General features: G+C 70.8%; 12 protein-coding genes. 5 read left to right on the forward strand and 7 right to left on the reverse strand.

The genetic code is table 11. The features are described 5' to 3' along the window. Positions 1-57 precede the first annotated feature (57 nt). Genes A4R43_RS19180 through A4R43_RS19190 form a run of 3 tightly spaced genes read left to right on the forward strand, consistent with a single transcriptional unit; the run spans position 58 to position 3256 of the window. Positions 58-1215: a dihydrodipicolinate synthase family protein gene (locus tag A4R43_RS19180; protein WP_113693590.1), complete on the forward strand. Its 1158-nt coding sequence runs from the start codon at positions 58-60 to the stop codon at positions 1213-1215. Next, positions 1215-2024 carry a sugar phosphate isomerase/epimerase family protein gene (locus A4R43_RS19185; protein WP_162788517.1) on the forward strand — a complete coding sequence of 270 codons (810 nt, stop codon included), beginning with the start codon at positions 1215-1217 and terminating at the stop codon, positions 2022-2024. The genes A4R43_RS19180 and A4R43_RS19185 overlap by 1 nt, the downstream gene beginning before the upstream one ends. 53 nt (positions 2025-2077) lie before the next feature. Next, on the forward strand, positions 2078-3256 hold the full coding sequence (locus tag A4R43_RS19190) for an IS30 family transposase (protein ID WP_205215378.1): 1179 nt from the start codon (positions 2078-2080) through the stop codon (positions 3254-3256). A 77-nt stretch (positions 3257-3333) separates the two neighbouring features. Here the strand turns inward: A4R43_RS19190 and A4R43_RS19195 are convergent, their stop codons facing one another. From A4R43_RS19195 to A4R43_RS19210, 4 genes are all read right to left on the reverse strand, one after another. Further along, positions 3334-4251: an SMP-30/gluconolactonase/LRE family protein gene (locus tag A4R43_RS19195; RefSeq protein WP_113693593.1), complete on the reverse strand. Its 918-nt coding sequence runs from the start codon at positions 4249-4251 to the stop codon at positions 3334-3336. Positions 4252-4264: 13 nt separating this feature from the next. Next, complete coding sequence (locus A4R43_RS19200; protein ID WP_113693594.1) at positions 4265-4927, reverse strand: histidine phosphatase family protein; 663 nt, start codon at positions 4925-4927, stop codon at positions 4265-4267. Beyond that, positions 4927-5679, reverse strand: coding sequence for an SDR family oxidoreductase (locus tag A4R43_RS19205; RefSeq protein ID WP_113693595.1), 753 nt, complete (start codon positions 5677-5679; stop codon positions 4927-4929). The genes A4R43_RS19200 and A4R43_RS19205 overlap by 1 nt, the downstream gene beginning before the upstream one ends. Before the next feature lie 73 nt (positions 5680-5752). Continuing rightward, complete coding sequence (locus A4R43_RS19210; RefSeq protein WP_113693596.1) at positions 5753-6964, reverse strand: S8 family peptidase; 1212 nt, start codon at positions 6962-6964, stop codon at positions 5753-5755. A gap of 230 nt (positions 6965-7194) precedes the next feature. On the opposite strand from A4R43_RS19210, the gene A4R43_RS19215 reads away from it, so the two are divergent. Next, positions 7195-8085, forward strand: a complete 891-nt coding sequence (locus A4R43_RS19215) for a hypothetical protein (RefSeq protein ID WP_113693597.1) — start codon at positions 7195-7197, stop codon at positions 8083-8085. A gap of 26 nt (positions 8086-8111) precedes the next feature. Here A4R43_RS19215 and A4R43_RS19220 read toward each other — a convergent pair whose 3' ends face one another. Then, entirely contained in the window at positions 8112-9731 is a 1620-nt protein-coding gene (locus A4R43_RS19220) for an acyl-CoA synthetase (RefSeq protein ID WP_113693598.1), read from the reverse strand. 137 nt (positions 9732-9868) lie between these two features. Here A4R43_RS19220 and A4R43_RS19225 point away from each other — a divergent pair, with 137 nt between their 5' ends. Next, entirely contained in the window at positions 9869-11554 is a 1686-nt protein-coding gene (locus tag A4R43_RS19225) for a bifunctional 3'-5' exonuclease/DNA polymerase (protein WP_113693599.1), read from the forward strand. A 6-nt stretch (positions 11555-11560) separates the two neighbouring features. On the opposite strand, the gene A4R43_RS19230 is transcribed toward A4R43_RS19225, so the two are convergent. Then, positions 11561-11983 (reverse strand): DUF3574 domain-containing protein, encoded by a 423-nt coding sequence (locus A4R43_RS19230; RefSeq protein WP_113693600.1) that lies wholly within the window; start codon positions 11981-11983, stop codon positions 11561-11563. Positions 11984-11996: 13 nt separating this feature from the next. Then, entirely contained in the window at positions 11997-15896 is a 3900-nt protein-coding gene (gene hrpA / locus A4R43_RS19235; protein ID WP_113693601.1) for an ATP-dependent RNA helicase HrpA, read from the reverse strand. Positions 15897-15986: the final 90 nt, after the last annotated feature.

Raw genomic sequence — 15986 nt, forward strand, 5'->3', positions numbered from 1 at the left:
CCGCTGAGTTTTGCCTACCTTGTTGAGAAAGCGCTTTCACCTTACGGGAGCCCGCCGATGAGCCCACTGCTGTTGCCGACGCGCGAGCGGACGCTCGAGCCCTTCTCCCCCAGCGGCCGGACCACCCCGCTGCCCTCGCCGTCGCCGGTCACCTCGCGGGTGACCTACGCGGCCGCGCACGTGGTCGCCGATCCGCTGGCGCCGGGTGATCCGGCGTACGAGGTCACCGTGGACTGGGAGACCACGCTGCGGTTCCGGCACCACCTGTGGCGGAGCGGGCTGGGCGTGGCCGAGGCGATGGACACCGCGCAACGCGGCATGGGGCTGGACTGGGCGGCCACGCAGGAGCTGATCCGGCGGACCGGTGCCGAGGCGAAGGCGTCGGGCGGGCGCTGGTGCGCGGGGGTCGGCACCGACCAGCTGCCGCCGGGACCGGCTTCGATGGACGCCATCGTCGAGGCGTGGCGGGAGCAGCTCGCCCTGGTCAGCGAAGCGGGCGCGGTGCCGGTGGTGATGGCCAGCCGCGCGCTGGCCGCGGTGGCGCGGGGGCCGGAGGACTACCACGCGGCGTACGGCCGCCTGCTCGCCGACGCCGACGGGCCGGTGCTGCTGCACTGGCTCGGCGAGCAGTTCGACCCGGCGCTGGCCGGGTACTGGGGCCACGCGGACGTCCGCGACGCCGCCGCCGAGCTGGCGAAGCTGTGCACCGAGCACGCTTCGGTCATCGCGGGGGTGAAGGTTTCCGTGCTGGACGCGGAAATCGAGGTCGGCTTCCGCCGGTCGCTGCCCGCCGGCGTGTCGTGTTACACCGGTGACGACTTCAACTACCCGGAGCTGATCGCGGGTGACGAGCAGGGGCACAGCGAGGCGCTGCTCGGCATCTTCGACCCGATCGCGCGGGTGGCGGGCGCGGCGCTGAACCGGCTGGATTCCGGTGACGTGGCGGGGTTCCACTCGCTACTGGACCCGACCGTGGCGCTGTCACGGGAAATCTTCCGTACTCCTACGAAGCATTACAAGGTGGGCGTGGTGTTCCTGGCCTATCTGATGGGGCACCAGGAGCACTTCCGGATGATCGGCGGGCTGGAGTCGGCCCGCTCGATCGTGCACCTGTCCGACGTGCTGCGCCTGGCCGACGCGGCCGGGGTGCTGGAGGACCCGGATCTCGCGGTGGCGCGGATGCGGTCGCTGCTGGGCGTGGCGGGGGTGGCGTGATGGAGAAGCTGAGCCTGAACCAGATCACCACGAAGTCGTGGTCGCTGCCGGAGGCGGTGCGCGGGTGCGCCGAGTCCGGGGTGGAGTGGATTGCCTTCTGGCGGGACAAGGTGGCCGAGGTCGGCGTGGACGAGGCGGCGCGGCTGGTGAAGGACCACGGGCTGCGGGTGTCTTCCTTGTGCCGTGGTGGTTTCTTCACCGGGGTCACGCCCGACGGGTCCCCTGTGGACGGTGTGGCGGACACCAGGGTGGCCATCGACGAGGCCGCGCGGCTCGGTGCCGAGGTGCTGGTGCTGGTGGTCGGCGGCATCGCGGACAACAACCTGGTGCGGTCGCGGCAGCTGGTCGCGGACGCGGTCGAGGAGCTGGTGCCGCTGGCGCTCGACCGCGGTGTGCGGCTGGGGCTGGAGCCGCTGCACCCGATGCAGTGCGCCGAGCGGTCCGTGTTGTCCACTTTGGACCAGGCGCTGGCGATCGCCGAGCCGTACCCGGCGGAGGCGGTCGGCGTGGTGGTGGACGAGTTCCACGTCTGGTGGGATCCGCGCATCGAGGACCTGATCGCGAAGGCGGCGGGCCGGATCGCCGGGTTCCACGTGTGCGACCAACTGGTCCCGCTGACCGACACCCTGCTCGGCCGGGCGCTCCCCGGCGACGGCCCCATCGACCACCGGCGGCTGCGTTCGTGCGTCGAAGCCGCCGGTTACGACGGCCCGATCGAGGTCGAGGTGTTCAACGCGGACCTGTGGGCCCGCCCCGGCGACGAAGTCCTGGCGGAAACCATCCAGGCATACCGGACACACGTGGCCTAACCGATGTCACGAATGTGGGGTGGATTCCAGTGGTTGTTGCAACACCCTTGTTGATGGGAGTTGTGATGGTGCTGGGTCGTGATGTTCGGGTGCGGTTTTGGGGGTTGGTGCGGGCGGGGTGGGCGGTGCGGCCGGCGGCGGGGTTGGCGGGTGTGTCGCATGAGACGGGGCGGCGGTGGTTCGCGCAGGCTGGTGGGGTGATCGGGAACGCGCCGTGTGCGCTGGGCGGGCGGTATTTGTCGTTGGCTGAGCGGGAGGAGATCTCGCGGGGGTTGTGTGCGGGGTGGTCGTTGCGCAGGATCGCTCGGGGGCTGGGGCGGGCGGCGTCGACGGTGAGCCGGGAGGTGGCTCGTCATGGCGGGCCGGTGGCGTATCGGGCGGTGGTTGCCGACAGCGCGGCGCGGGTGCGGGCGCGGCGTCCGAAACCGGTGAAGCTGGCTGTTGACGCCCGGCTGCGGGCGTGGGTGCAGACTCGGCTGGAGAAGCGGTGGTCGCCCGGGCAGATCGCGGCCGCGCGCAAGCTCGCTTTTGCCGATCAGCCGGAGCGTTGGGTGTCGCACGAGACGATCTACCAGGCCATTTACGTCCAGAGCCGGGGCGCGTTACGGCGTGAGCTGGCCGCGTGCCTGCGGACCGGGCGGGCGCTGCGCCGTCCCCGCGGCCAGGCCCGCCGCCACCTGCCGCCCCGGCTGCCCAGCCCGATCCCGATCTCGGCGCGCCCGGCCGAGGCCGCCGACCGCGCGGTGCCCGGGCACTGGGAAGGCGATCTGATCCTCGGCGCCGGCAACAGCTCCGCGATCGGGACGCTGGTGGAGCGGTCCACCCGGTTCGTGCTGCTGCTGCACCTGCCCCACGGTCACACCGCCGAGCACGTCCGCGACGCGATGATCGCCACCATCACCACCCTGCCCGCCCAGCTGCGACGCTCGCTGACCTGGGACCGCGGCAACGAAATGGCCCGCCACGCCGAGATCACCCTGGCCACCGACATGGCCATCTACTTCTGCGACCCGCACTCACCCTGGCAACGCGGCACCAACGAGAACACCAACGGCCTGCTCCGCCAGTACTTCCCCAAAGGCACCGACCTGACCAGGCACACCGCCGACGACCTCGCCGCCGTCGCCGCCGAACTCAACGAACGCCCCCGCCACACCCTGGGCTGGCTCACCCCAGCCCAATCCCTCAACCGAGTACTGTCCGGACAGTCCCCCGTTGCAACCACCGCTTGAGCCCGCGTGGCTTTCGAGACACCACACGTCTCGAAAGCCACATTCGTGACACGAGGCGGCGCCCACCCGGCCCGTGTCTAGTTCACCGAGGTGATGGCGATCGCGCTTTCCTCCAGGCTGCCCAGGTACAGCAGCCCGTCCCGTTCCCGCACGCCCGTGGCCATGTGGAAGCCGGGGATTTCCCCGCGGAAGTCGTGCACCACGGCGCCGTCCACCGACAGCCCCAGCACGCCGGTCGTGCGGGACGGCGAAGGTTGCAGGCTGGTCGGCAGCCGCCGGATGCCCAGGCGCAGCGGGCCCGGCAGCCGCCGGACCAGGTCGAGTGCGGCCACCCGCGGGCTCGCCTGGGTCACCCAGATCAGCCCGTCGCCGCCGGTGGAGATGTTGTCCGGGTAGCCGGCCAGGTCCGAGGCCAGCAGGTCCTGCCGCCCCGAGCCGTCGAGCCAGTACCGCCGGACGGCGAACGCGCCCGTCTCCGCGACCGCCACGAACGACTCGTCCGGCGCCAGCGCGACTCCGTTCGCGAACTGCAGCCCGTCGCCCACCAGGGAAGTCTCCCCGTCCGGCGCACGCCGCAGCAGCCGCCCGCCCGCGTTCTGCTCGATCAGGTCCTCACGCCACGCCGGCAACGGGAAGCGGTCCGAGGAATCCGAGAAGTAGATGGTGCCGTCGGCGGCGACCGCGGCGTTGTTGCACACCAGGATCGGCTTGCCCAGCGCCGAAGTGGCCAGCGTCTTCACCGCACCGGACGACGGCGACACCACGAGCAGCCCGCGCGAAGCGTCGCAGACCAGCAGGTCGTCACCGTACAGCTCCAGCCCGAGCGGGCGCCCGCCGGTGTCGGCGACCAGCTCGATCCGGCGCCCGTCCTCGGTGATCCGGATGATCCGGCCGTCCTCGAACCCGGTGTAGACCGCGCCGTCCGCGGCCACCACCACGTCCTCCGGCCCGTGCCCGTTGACCGGGACCAGCCGCACCTGCCCGAACGGTTTCACTTCACGGACCTCCTCATCGATAGGTGAGCAGCGCCTCGGCCTCTCCCGAGAAATGGGCGTGCTCGTTGAACGACAGCAGGCTCACCCCACCACGTCCGGAGACCAGCTTGGTGATCCCGCCGTTCACCGTCACCCGGTTGAACTTCACCAGGCCCGCTTCCGGGGTACCGGTCAGCGCCCCGCAGATCACCGCGATCACCCCGCCCGAGGTGAACACCGCCGCGTCCTGCCCCTTGCCCAGCGCCCCGGCCAGATCGGCCAGCGCGCCGGAGACCCGGTGGAAGAACGCGGGCCAGCTCTCCGCGCACGGGCTGTCCTCCGCCGCCAGCACCCAGTCGACCAGCGCCTGGTCCAGCGCGGCCTGGAAGGCACGCGGGTCCGCGCTGTCCTGCGCGATGCCGCCGCCGTGGTGCTTGGCGATGTCCACGTGGTCGTACTCGTTCCACCGCGCGTCCTCACCGATCTCCGCCGGGCCGCCGAGCACCTTCAGCGCGCCCGCCGCGGTCGCCCGCTGCCGCGACAGCGAACCGCAGCGCGCCAGCGTGAACTCCACCCCGCGCCGCGCGAGTTCGGCACCGACCACTTCGGACTGCCGGACCCCGCGCTCGGAGAGCCGGTCGTAGTCCTCGGCGCCGAACGACGCCTGCCCGTGCCGGATCAGGTAGATGGCGCCCATCAGGCGAACCTCCGCAACAGCGACGCCGGGGCGAGCCGGACGACCACGCTCAGCGGCAGCCACGGGAAGGTCGGCACGAACGCCTTGGCCGGTTCGCGTTCGACGGCCTTGACCATCGCCACCGCCCCGGCTTCGGCGCCGACCTGCAGCGGGTTGCGGCGGGCCGCGCGCGCGGTCATCTCGGAGTCGATGTAGCCGGGGAGCAGCGTGGTCACCTTGATCGGGGTGCCGGTCAGCTCGGCCCGGATGCCTTCGGCCAGCGTGGCCAGCCCGGCCTTGGACGCGGCGTAGGCGGTCAGGTTCTTCGGGAACCCGCGCAGCGCGGTGAACGAGGAGACAAAAACGAGGTGGCCGGCGCGCTGGTCGCGGAAGATCTCCATGGCCGCCTCGGCCTGGGCGAGCCCGGCGACGAGGTTCGTCTCCAGGGTCTGCTTGTTGGCGTCGAACCGGCCGGTGCCGACCGGCTGGCCCTTGCCGAGCCCGGCGTTGACGACGATCCGGTCGATGGTGCCGAACTCCTCGCGGAAGCCCTGGAACACCTCGAACACCCGGCTGTGGTCGGTCACGTCGAGGGCTTGGGTGAGCACCCGCACCCCGTGCGCCTCCCGCAGTTCCACGGCCAGCGCGTCGAGGCGGTCGGTCCGCCGCGCGCACAACGCCAGGTCCCGCCCGCGCGCGGCGAACTGCCTGGCCATGCCTTCACCGAGCCCGGAACTGGCACCGGTGATCACGATCCTCTTCCGCACGGTCATGACCGACACCGTACTAGCAAGTAACAAACGGGGCCCGGCACGCGCCGGGCCCCGTTCGCCGTTCAGGTCGAGCTCACTTGCCGGTGTAGAGCAGCTTGTTCGGGGTGCCCGAACCCGGGTTGGTGATCTTGTCCGGGGTGGCCGCACCGGTCAGCGCCTCGGCGACGTCGGCCGGGGTGGCCGACTCGTTGGCCGACAGGTACAGCGCCGCGGCGCCCACCACGTGCGGGGTGGCCATCGAGGTACCGCTGATGGTCTTCTCCGCACCGTCGTTCCAGGCCGAGGTGATGTCGGTGCCCGGGGCGTAGATGTCGACGATCTCACCGAAGTTGGAGAAGGTCGACTGCGCGTCCTGGTCGTCGCTGGAGGCCACGGTGATGGCTTCCTTGACGCGGGCGGGCGAGTAGTCGCTGGCGTCCGCCGAGTCGTTGCCCGCCGCCACCGCGAAGGTCACGCCCTTGCCGATGGCGCCCTGGACCGCGGCGTCGAGCGCCTCGTCCGCGCCACCGCCGAGGCTCATGTTCGCCACGGACGGGCCGCTGGCGTTCTCGGCCACCCAGTCGATGCCACCGACGACCTGCTCGGTGGTGCCGCTGCCGTTGTCGTCGAGCACGCGGACCGGGACGATCTTGACGCCCTTGGCCAGGCCGTACTCCTTGCCGCCGATGGTGCCCGCCACGTGCGTGCCGTGGCCGTTGCCGTCGGAGGGGTCGTCGTCGTTGTCGATCAGGTCCTTGCCACCGGACACGCGGCCCTCGAAGGTCGGATGGTCGGCCAGCACACCGGTGTCGACCACGTAGGCGGTGACGTTCTCGGCGGTGGTGTCGTAGTTGTAGGCCTTGTCCAGCGGGAGGTCCTTCTGGTCCACCCGGTCCAGCCCCCACGACGGCGGGTTCTGCTGGGTCTCACTGGCGTGCACGGTCTTGTTCTGCGAGACGAAGGCGACCTTCGAGTCGGCCGCCAGCTTCTTGGCCTCGGCCTCGGTGGCCTTGATCGAGAAGCCTTCGAGCGCGGAGCTGTAGGTCCGGCTGACCTCGGCGCCGTACTGCGAAGCCAGCGTCTGCGCCTGGGTGCTCACCGCCGTCTTGACGTCGCCCTGCGCTGCCGCGGTGTTCTTCAGCACCACGATGTAGCTGTCCGCGACGGCGTTGGCGTCGTTGGCGCCGAGGATCTGGCCTTCAGCCGCCTGCACGGGGCCCGCGGTGAAGGCGGCCACCGCTGCCGTGATGCCCGCGGCGGCGACACCTGCCGTGGTACCGCGCCGAAGCTTCCGAGAGTTCGCCATGAGCTGCCTTTCTCGTTCCCGACCTGGGTTGCGTGGCAGCCATGCAATCCCGGCGGCGGAGGCCCCGGCAATGATTCACAGTTACCAGTACTGGGCCGTTCACCCGTACGTGGTTACTCCGTTTGGCGGACAAGTTAGCACGGAGCTACCAACCGAAGTCGTTACAGATCACTGCTAATGTTGTCCCTATCGTTACCGACGAGTAGCCGGTCCTGGGGGTGGGAAAAGGCATGACCGACGAGCAGACCGCGTTCGCCAGCGCACTGCGTGGCGCCATTTCCTCCAGCGGCCTGAGCCTCGACCGCATTCAGGCCCGATTGCAGTCCCGCGGCGTTTCGGTCAGCGTCACCGCGCTCAGTTACTGGCAGTCCGGAAAACGCCAGCCGGAACGGGCCAGCTCCATTTCCGCGGTCCGCGTGCTGGAGGAGGTGCTGGAGCTGACCAGCGGGGCGCTGCTCGGCCTGCTCCCGCCGCCCCGGCCGCGGGGCGCGTCGTCGCGTCGCGGGCGCTCCGTGCCCACCCCGGCACAGACCGTGCTGAAGCCGATGCTGGCCCGCATCGGCGCGCCCCACGCGCTCGACCAGCAGCAGTCGCTGAAGCTCGTCGGACTGCACGATCACTGTGCGGTGCACGGGGATGGCGGCCCGCGGGTGGTCACCGCGCGGGCGGTCTTCCAGGCCACCGCGGACGCGCAGGACCGGTGGCTGCTGGTGTACGACCAGGGCCAGCCGGCGGCCCCCGAGCTGACCGCGTTGCGCAACTGCCGGCTCGGGCAGGTGGAGGTGGACAGCGAGCACGGGCTGACCGTGGCCGAGCTGCTGTTCGACCGGCCCATCGACCGCGGTGAGACGCAGCTGATCGAGTACTCGCTGACCAACGAGGGCCCGCCCAACCCGGAATGGCGGCACGCGCAGTTCCGCGAATTCCACCGGCCGGTGCGCGAATACCTTCTGGAAGTAAGTTTCAACCAGCGCCGCATTCCGGAGAAATGTTGGCAATACACCCGCCGGAACACCCGTGAACCCGAGACCCGCCGGGAGCTGAAAATCGACGACGCGAACGCGGTGCACGCGGTCGCGCTCGACTTCGGTCCCGGCGTGTTCGGGATCGAGTGGAGCTGACCTACTTTCGTAGGTGATCTTGCCGGTTACCGGAGCTGCGAGCGGAGGACCTTGCCGGTCGCGTTGCGCGGCAGCTCGTCGAGGAACTCCACGTCGCGAGGCACCTTGTAGCGCGCCAGATTGGCCTTCACGTACGACCGGATCTCCTCTTCGCCCAGGTCAGCGCCCTCGGCCGGGACCACAAAGGCCTTCAGCCGCTGGCCGAACTCCTCGTCGTCCACGCCGATCACCGCGGCCTCGATCACGTCCTCGCGTTCGACGAGCAGGTTTTCCACCTCGATCGGGAAGACGTTCTCACCACCCGAGACGATCATCTCGTCGTCGCGGCCGTCGATGAACAACAGGCCGTTTTCGTCGAAATGCCCGACGTCGCCGCTGGACAGCAGGCCGTCGATGACCTCCTTGTGCCTGCCGTCGGTGTAGCCGGTGAAGCTGAGCCCGCTGCCGACAAAAACCCGGCCGGTCACGCCCGGCTCGGTGATCCGCCTGCCCTGGTCGTCGTAGAGCACCACCTTGCAGCCGACCGGTGCGCGGCCGACCGTGCCCGGTGCCTGCCGCCAGTCCTCCGGCGTGGCCACCGTGGCCACCGCGACCTCGGTCGAGCCGTAGAGGTTGTGCACCACGTCGCCGAACAGCTTGGTCGCCCGGTTGCCGAGGTCCGGCGACAGCGCCGAGCCCGCGACGAAGATGATCCGCAGCGACGAGGTGTCGTACTTGGCGATGATCTCCGGATCGAGGTCGACGATGCGCTGCAGCATGGTCGGCACCACCACCAGCGCGGTGCAGCGGTGCTCGGCCACCCCCCGCAGTGTGGCCTCCGGGTCGAACTTGCGGCGCAGCACCACCTTCGAGCCGAGCGCGAAGGAGAGAATGGACTGCGACAGCCCGGTCGCGTGGAACATCGGCGCGGCCAGGAAGGTGCTCTCCCCCACCCGCAGCGGGATGCGGTCGAGCAGCTGCGCGGAGTCCAGCGCGGACACGCTCGGCCGCGGCGCGCCCTTCGGCGTGCCGGTGGTGCCGCTGGTCAGCAGCACGAACCCGCCGGGCTTGGGCGGGCTCGGCAGCGGGCGGTCGTCGGTGCTGGTGATCAGCTCGTCGAGCACCGGCACGTCGTGCTCACCGGTGCTGTCGGTCCAGGCGAGGTAGCGGTCGGCGTCGACCTCGGAGAGCAGCTCGGTGAACTCCTCGTCGTAAACCAGCGCCTTGACCTTCTCGCGGTTCGCCACGTCGGTCAGCTGCGGTTTGGCGAACCCGGTGTTCATCAGCAGCAGGCGGGCGCCGAGCTTGCCGGTGGCGAGCGTGGCCAGCACCAGGCCGCGGTGGTCGCGGCACAGCGCGGCGACCACGGTGTCCGCCCCGATGCCGCGCTCGGACCAGGCCCTGGCCAGCGCGTTCGACCGGTCGTCGAGCTGCTTGAAGGTGAGCGGGCCCAGCTCGTCGACCAGGCCGACCGCCTGCGGGTCGCGCCGGGCCGAGATGTGGTTGGCGCCGGCGAACGGGCCGAACTTGCGCACCGCGACCAGCGAACGCAGCCCTTCGTCGAGCCTCGGGAAGGGGACCAGCCCGGCCTGCCACAGCACCCCGACGCTCCGCGCGGTGTCCGTCACCTTGGTGACCAGCTCGGAAACAGTGGTCGGGTATCTCATCCGGGCACCTCCGTTGCTGCTGCGGCCGAGCTTGTCATACCGACGGTATGCGCAGTTCGACAGTATTCGGCCCGCGCGGCCCTTGTCGAGGGTGCCGGTTTCTGTCGGTGGTGAGGCGCACAATCTCAGGCGTGCACATGTTGGTGGCGGACGAAGGAGAGGAGCGGTACTCGCTGCGTGAACGCGGTTCGGGCACGGTGACCGAGCTGGACGCGGCCGAGCTGGCCAAGCGCGTGGCCGAGCTGGAGCGCGAGCACCGGCCGCGCTGGGTCTTCCCGGCGGCGCACCAGGTGTACCCGGTGCTGCTGCGGGCCGGGGTGCGGGTGGCCCGCGGGCACGACCTGTCGCTGGTCGAGGGCCTGCTGCTGGCGGCGGAGGGCCGGTCGGGTGAGCCGAAGGCGCTGGCCGGGGCGTGGGCGCGGACGCAGGGGCTGGAGCCGCCGCCCGATCCCCCGCCGCCCCACGAGACGGCGCAGCCCGCGTTGTTCGACGCGCGTGGGTCCGGGCTGCCGCCGGGCACGCGGGCGATCGACGCGGCCGAGGTGGTGCTGACCGCGCAGGAGCGCCGGATCGCGGCGACCCCGCATCCGGACCGGTTCCGGCTGCTCACCGCGGCCGAGTCGGCGTGCGGGCTGGCCGCCGCCGAGATGGCCTTCGACGGGCTGCCGTGGCGCGCCGACGTGCACGACGCGCTGCTCACCGAGTTGCTCGGCCCACGGGTCCCGGCCGGGCAGCGGCCGCGGCGGCTGGCCGAGCTGGCCGAGGAGATCAGCGCGGCCTTCGGCGGGCGGCCGGTGAACCCCGACCATCCGCCGAGCGTGGTGAAGGCGTTCGCGCACGCGGGCATCGAGGTGCCGTCGGCGCGGGCGCACGTGCTGCGCGAGATCGACCACCCGGCGGTGGCGCCGTTGCTGGAGTACAAGGAGCTGTCGCGGCTGCATTCGGCCACCGGGTGGGCGTGGCTGGACGCGTGGGTGCGCGGTGACCGGTTCCGGCCGATCTGGGTGGTCGGCGGGGTGGTGTCCGGGCGGTGGGCCAGCGGTGGCGGGGCGGCGCTGCAGATCCCGCGCACGCTGCGGGTGTGCGTGCGGGCGGATCCGGGGTGGAAGCTGGTGGTCGCCGACGCCGCGCAGCTCGAACCGCGGGTGCTCACCGCGTTGTCCGGGGACAGGCGGCTCGCCGAGGTGTCCGGGGCGACGGACCTGTACACCAGCCTGGCGGAGGCGATGTTCGCCGGTGGCCGGACGGTGCCGGGGCCGCGCACCGGTGATCTGGACGATCGGGGCCGGGCGAAGATCGCCATGCTGTCGGCGATGTACGGCGGCACGTCGGGTGAGGCCGGGCCGCTGCTGGCGTTGCTGCGGCAGCGGTTTCCGGCGGCGGTGTCCTATGTGGAGCACGCGGCGCTGGCCGGTGAACGTGGCGAGCGCGTGGTGTCGCGGCTGGGGCGCACCTCACCGGCGCCTTCGGCGGCGTGGCGCGCCCTGGTCGGCGACGCCTCCGGCGCCGCCGACGCCCGCGCCCTGCGCGCGGCCCGCGACTGGGGCCGGTTCACGCGGAACTTCGTGGTGCAGGCCAGCGCCGCCGACTGGACGGCGGTGCTGATCGCGACCCTGCGGCTGCGCCTGCCGCCGCCCGCGCACCTGGTCTTCTTCCAGCACGACGAGGTCATCGTGCACGCGCCGGCGGAGCTGGCGGAGGCGGTGCAGACGTGCATCACGGAGGCCGTCGAGGAAACTTCGGCGCTGGTGTTCGGCGCCTCCTGCCCGGTCCGCTTCCCCCTCCACATCTCCACCGTCAACACCTACGCCGACGCCAAGTAACCCCGATCAGAAGGAGACCTTCTCGGTGCTGTCGGCGCGCAGCACCGATTCCTGGTCGTAGAGCCGCTTGTAGTCCTCGCGGATTTCCTGGATCTCACCGTTGGCCGCCCGGTCGCCGAACGGGTAGAGCAGGATCAGCACGTACGAGCGTTCCTTGATGATCTCGCCGGTGGAGTTGCGCCACTGCCCGTTGCCTTCGAGCCGGGTGAGGCCGTCCGGGAAGGACGGGGTCACCTCCTTGTCGACAAAGAGCTCGAACTCCTCGGGCGTGACCTCCGAGCCGTCCGCCTTGACCGAGCCGAAGTACAGCTCGGTGCGCTTGTACGCGTCACCGGCCACACTGTCCGAAGTAGACGGACCGGCCGCGGCAACGCCCCCGCCGACCCCGACCGCCAGCGCCACCGCCGCCACACCGACCAGCTTCTTCATGCCGTTCCCCTGTCTAACCGGCGGGAACCACCGCGTCGTCCATGGCGCGCAGCACCCGCTTCACCGATACCGGATAAGCGGTGCGCAGCGTCTGGGCGAAGAAGCTGACCCGCAGCTCCTCGATCATCCAGCGCACGTCCCGCAGTGCGCCTGAGGATGTACCGCGCGGCTGCGCGTCCACAAGGGATTTGTACTCGTCTCTCAGCCAGTGGACTTCGCGCAGCCGCTCCACGTCGCGCGCCGGGTCGCTGGGCAGCTTGTCCAGCCGCCGCTCGATCGCCCGCAGGTACCGCACCAGGTCCGGCAGCCGCGCCGAGCCGGTGGCGGTGACAAAGCCGGGGAAGATCAGCTCGCCGAGCTGCTCGCGGATGTCGGCCAGCGACTCCGCCAGCGCGGGCCCGCGCACGTCGGCCAGCCGCGTCTCCACGTCGATCGCCGCGCGCAGCACCTGCTCGACGTCGTGCAGCACCCGGACCACGGTCGCGTTCAACCCGGCCCGCACGCGCTGCAGCAGCACGGCGAACCCGGCCTCGTCCCAGGTCGGCCCGCCGCCGGCGGCCATCAGCTCGTCGATCGCGCAGTTGACGCAGTCCTCCAGCAGCGCCGCGACGCTGCCGTGCGGATTGCGGTTGAGCACCAGCTTCGCCTGGTTGCCCAGGTTCCGGTTGATGAACTTCATCGGCGACGGCACGTTCAGCCGCAGCAGTTTCCGCGTGCCCAGCCACATCGAGTGTTCCTGCTCGGCCGGGGTTTCCAGCATGCGGACGGCGACCGTCTCGCCCTCGTCCACCAGCGCCGGGTACGCCTTGACCTCGAGCCCGCGCTGCTTGCGCTCGAACACCTTCGGCACCTCGCCGAACGCGGGCGAGCTGAGCCCGGCGCGCTCGACGTGGTCGGCGGCCTTCGAAATCGACGCCCGCAGCTCACCGGTGAGCCGCTGCCGCAGCGCTTCGAGGTCCTTGCCCTCGGCGAGCTTCTTCTTGCCGTCGATCACCCGGAAGGTGACCTTCAGGTGCTCGGGCACGGCGTCCGGCTGCCACGCGTCCGCCGGGATCTCCACCCCGCGCAACGCCTCCAGCTCACCGGCCAGCACGTCCAGCAGCGGGCCGTCGGCCGGGGAAATCCGCGCGAGCACCTGCTTCGCGGTGTCCGGCGCGGGCACGAAGTTGCGGCGGATCGGCTTCGGCAGCGACTTGATCAGCGCGGTGACCAGTTCCTCCCGCAGGCCGGGCACCTGCCAGTCGAAGCCGTCGGCGGTGACCTGGTTCAGCACCGGCAGCGGCACGTGCACGGTCACGCCGTCGGCGTCCGCACCCGGTTCGAACTGGTAGGTGAGCTTGAGCGAGATGCCCTCGGGCGTGGTCCAGGTGTCGGGGTAGTCGGCCGCGCTGACGTCCCCGGCGGTGGCGTTGATCAGCATCGACTTCTCGAAGCTGAGCAGGTCGGGCTGCTCGCGCCGGGTCTTCTTCCACCAGGTGTCGAAGTGCCGGGCGGAGACCACCTCGGCGCCGATGCGCTGGTCGTAGAACTCGAACAGGGTCTCGTCGTCAACCAGGATGTCGCGGCGGCGGGCCCGGTGCTCCAGGTCCTCGACCTCGGCCAGCAGCGCGCGGTTCTCGTGGAAGAACCGGTGGTTGGTCTGCCAGTCGCCCTCGACTAGCGCGTTGCGGATGAACAGCTCGCGCGACAGCTCGGGATCGATGCGGCCGTAGTTCACCCGGCGGTCGGCCACCAGCGGCACGCCGTACAAGGTGACCTTCTCCAGCGCCATCACCGCGCCCTGCTTGCGCTCCCAGTGCGGCTCGGAGTAGGTGCGCTTGACCACGTGCGCGGCCAGCGGCTCCACCCAGTCCGGCTCGATGCGCGCGTTGACCCGGCCCCACAGCCGGGAGGTCTCCACCAGTTCGGCGGACATCACCAGGCGCGGCTGCTTCTTGAACAACGCCGAGCCGGGGAAGATCGAGAACCGCGCCCCGCGGGCGCCGAGGTAGTCGCCCTTGGCCGGGTCCTTCAGCCCGATGTGCGAGAGCAGCCCGGCGATCAGCGCGGTGTGCACCTGCTGCGGATCGGCGTCGGTGGTGTTCGGCGTGACGCCCAGCTGCTTGGTCAGCCGCCGCAGCTGGCTGTGCACGTCCTGCCACTCCCGCACCCGCAGGTAGTTCAGGAACTCCGCCTTGCACAGCTTGCGGAACTGGTTGCCGGACAGCTCGCGCTGCTGCTCGTGCAGGTACTGCCAGAGGTTGAGGTACGCCAGGAAGTCCGAGGTCTTGTCGGCGAACCGGGCGTGCTTCTCCCCCGCCGCCTGCTGCTTGTCCGCCGGCCGCTCACGCGGGTCCTGAATGGACAGTGCGGAGGCGATCACCAGCACCTCGCGCAGCGCCCCGGTTTTCGCCGCCTCCAGCACCATGCGGCCCAGCCGCGGGTCCACCGGCAGCTGCGCGAGCTTGCGGCCGACGTCGGTGAGCCTGTCCTTGACCTCCTTGGCGGAGGCGTCGAAGGCGCCGAGTTCCTGGAGCAGGTTCACGCCGTCGGTGATCTGACGGCGGTCCGGCGGTTCGACGAACGGGAAGGCGGCGATGTCCCCGAGCCCGAGCGAGGTCATCTGCAGGATGACCGACGCGAGATTGGTGCGCAGGATCTCCGGATCGGTGAACTCCGGCCTGGCCAGGAAGTCGTCCTCGGAGTACAGCCGGATGCAGATGCCGTCCGAGGTCCGCCCGCAGCGGCCCTTGCGCTGGTTCGCCGACGCCTGCGAAACCGGCTCGATCGGCAGCCGCTGCACCTTGGTGCGGTGGCTGTAGCGGGAGATGCGCGCGGTGCCCGGGTCCACCACGTACTTGATGCCCGGCACGGTCAGCGAGGTCTCGGCGACGTTGGTGGCCAGCACCACCCGGCGCCCGGTGTGCCGCTGGAACACCCGGTGCTGCTCGGCCGAGGACAGCCGCGCGTACAGCGGCAGGATCTCGGTGTTCCGGAGGTCCTGTTTGGACAGCGCGTCGGCGGTGTCGCGGATTTCCCGTTCACCGGAGAGGAAGACCAGGATGTCGCCGGGACCTTCGGCGGACAGCTCGGCCACCGCGTCCGAGATCGCGGAGATCTGGTCGCGATCGGGGTCCGCGTCGGGATCCTCCGGGTCGATGATCGGCCGGTACCGCACCTCGACCGGATACGTGCGGCCGGAGACCTCCACGATCGGCGCGTTGTCGAAGTGCCGTGAGAACCGCTCGGGATCGATGGTGGCCGAGGTGATGATCACCTTGAGGTCGGGGCGGCGCGGCAGCAGCTGCTTGAGGTAACCGAGGATGAAGTCGATGTTGAGGCTGCGCTCGTGCGCCTCGTCGATGATCAGCGTGTCGTACTGCCGGAGCATCCGGTCGCCCTGGATCTCGGCCAGCAGGATGCCGTCGGTCATCAGCTTCACCAGGGTGTTCTCGTCACCCTGGTCGGTGAACCGCACCTTGTAGCCGACCGCCGCGCCGACCTGCGACGACAGCTCCTCGGCGATGCGCTCGGCCACCGTGCGCGCGGCCAGGCGCCGCGGCTGGGTGTGCCCGATCTGGCCGAACACCCCGCGCCCGAGTTCGAGGCAGATCTTCGGCAGCTGCGTGGTCTTCCCCGAGCCGGTCTCACCGGCCACGATCACCACCTGGTGATCGCGGATGGCGGCGGCGATGTCGTCCTTGCGCTGGCTGACCGGCAGTTCCGCCGGATAGGTGACCTTCGGGACCGCGGCCCGCCGGTTCGCCACGCGCTGCTCGGCGGCGGCGATGTCGGCCTCGATCCGCGCGGCGACCGCCTCGACGTCACGCGCCTTGCGGGCGCCTTCCAGCCGCCGTCGCAGCCGGGACCGGTCGCGCGGCATCAATTCCGGCAGGCGGGACCGGAGGCCATCGAGGGGGGATTTCGCAGACATACGGCGTCGAGAATACCGCCGGTCGGCCGGCCGGTCCGCCGAATTACCGCGTCGCGTGACCGAGCGCACGCACCAGGCAATATTCTTGTG

It is taken from the genome of Amycolatopsis albispora (assembly GCF_003312875.1).
Classification (GTDB): domain Bacteria; phylum Actinomycetota; class Actinomycetes; order Mycobacteriales; family Pseudonocardiaceae; genus Amycolatopsis; species Amycolatopsis albispora.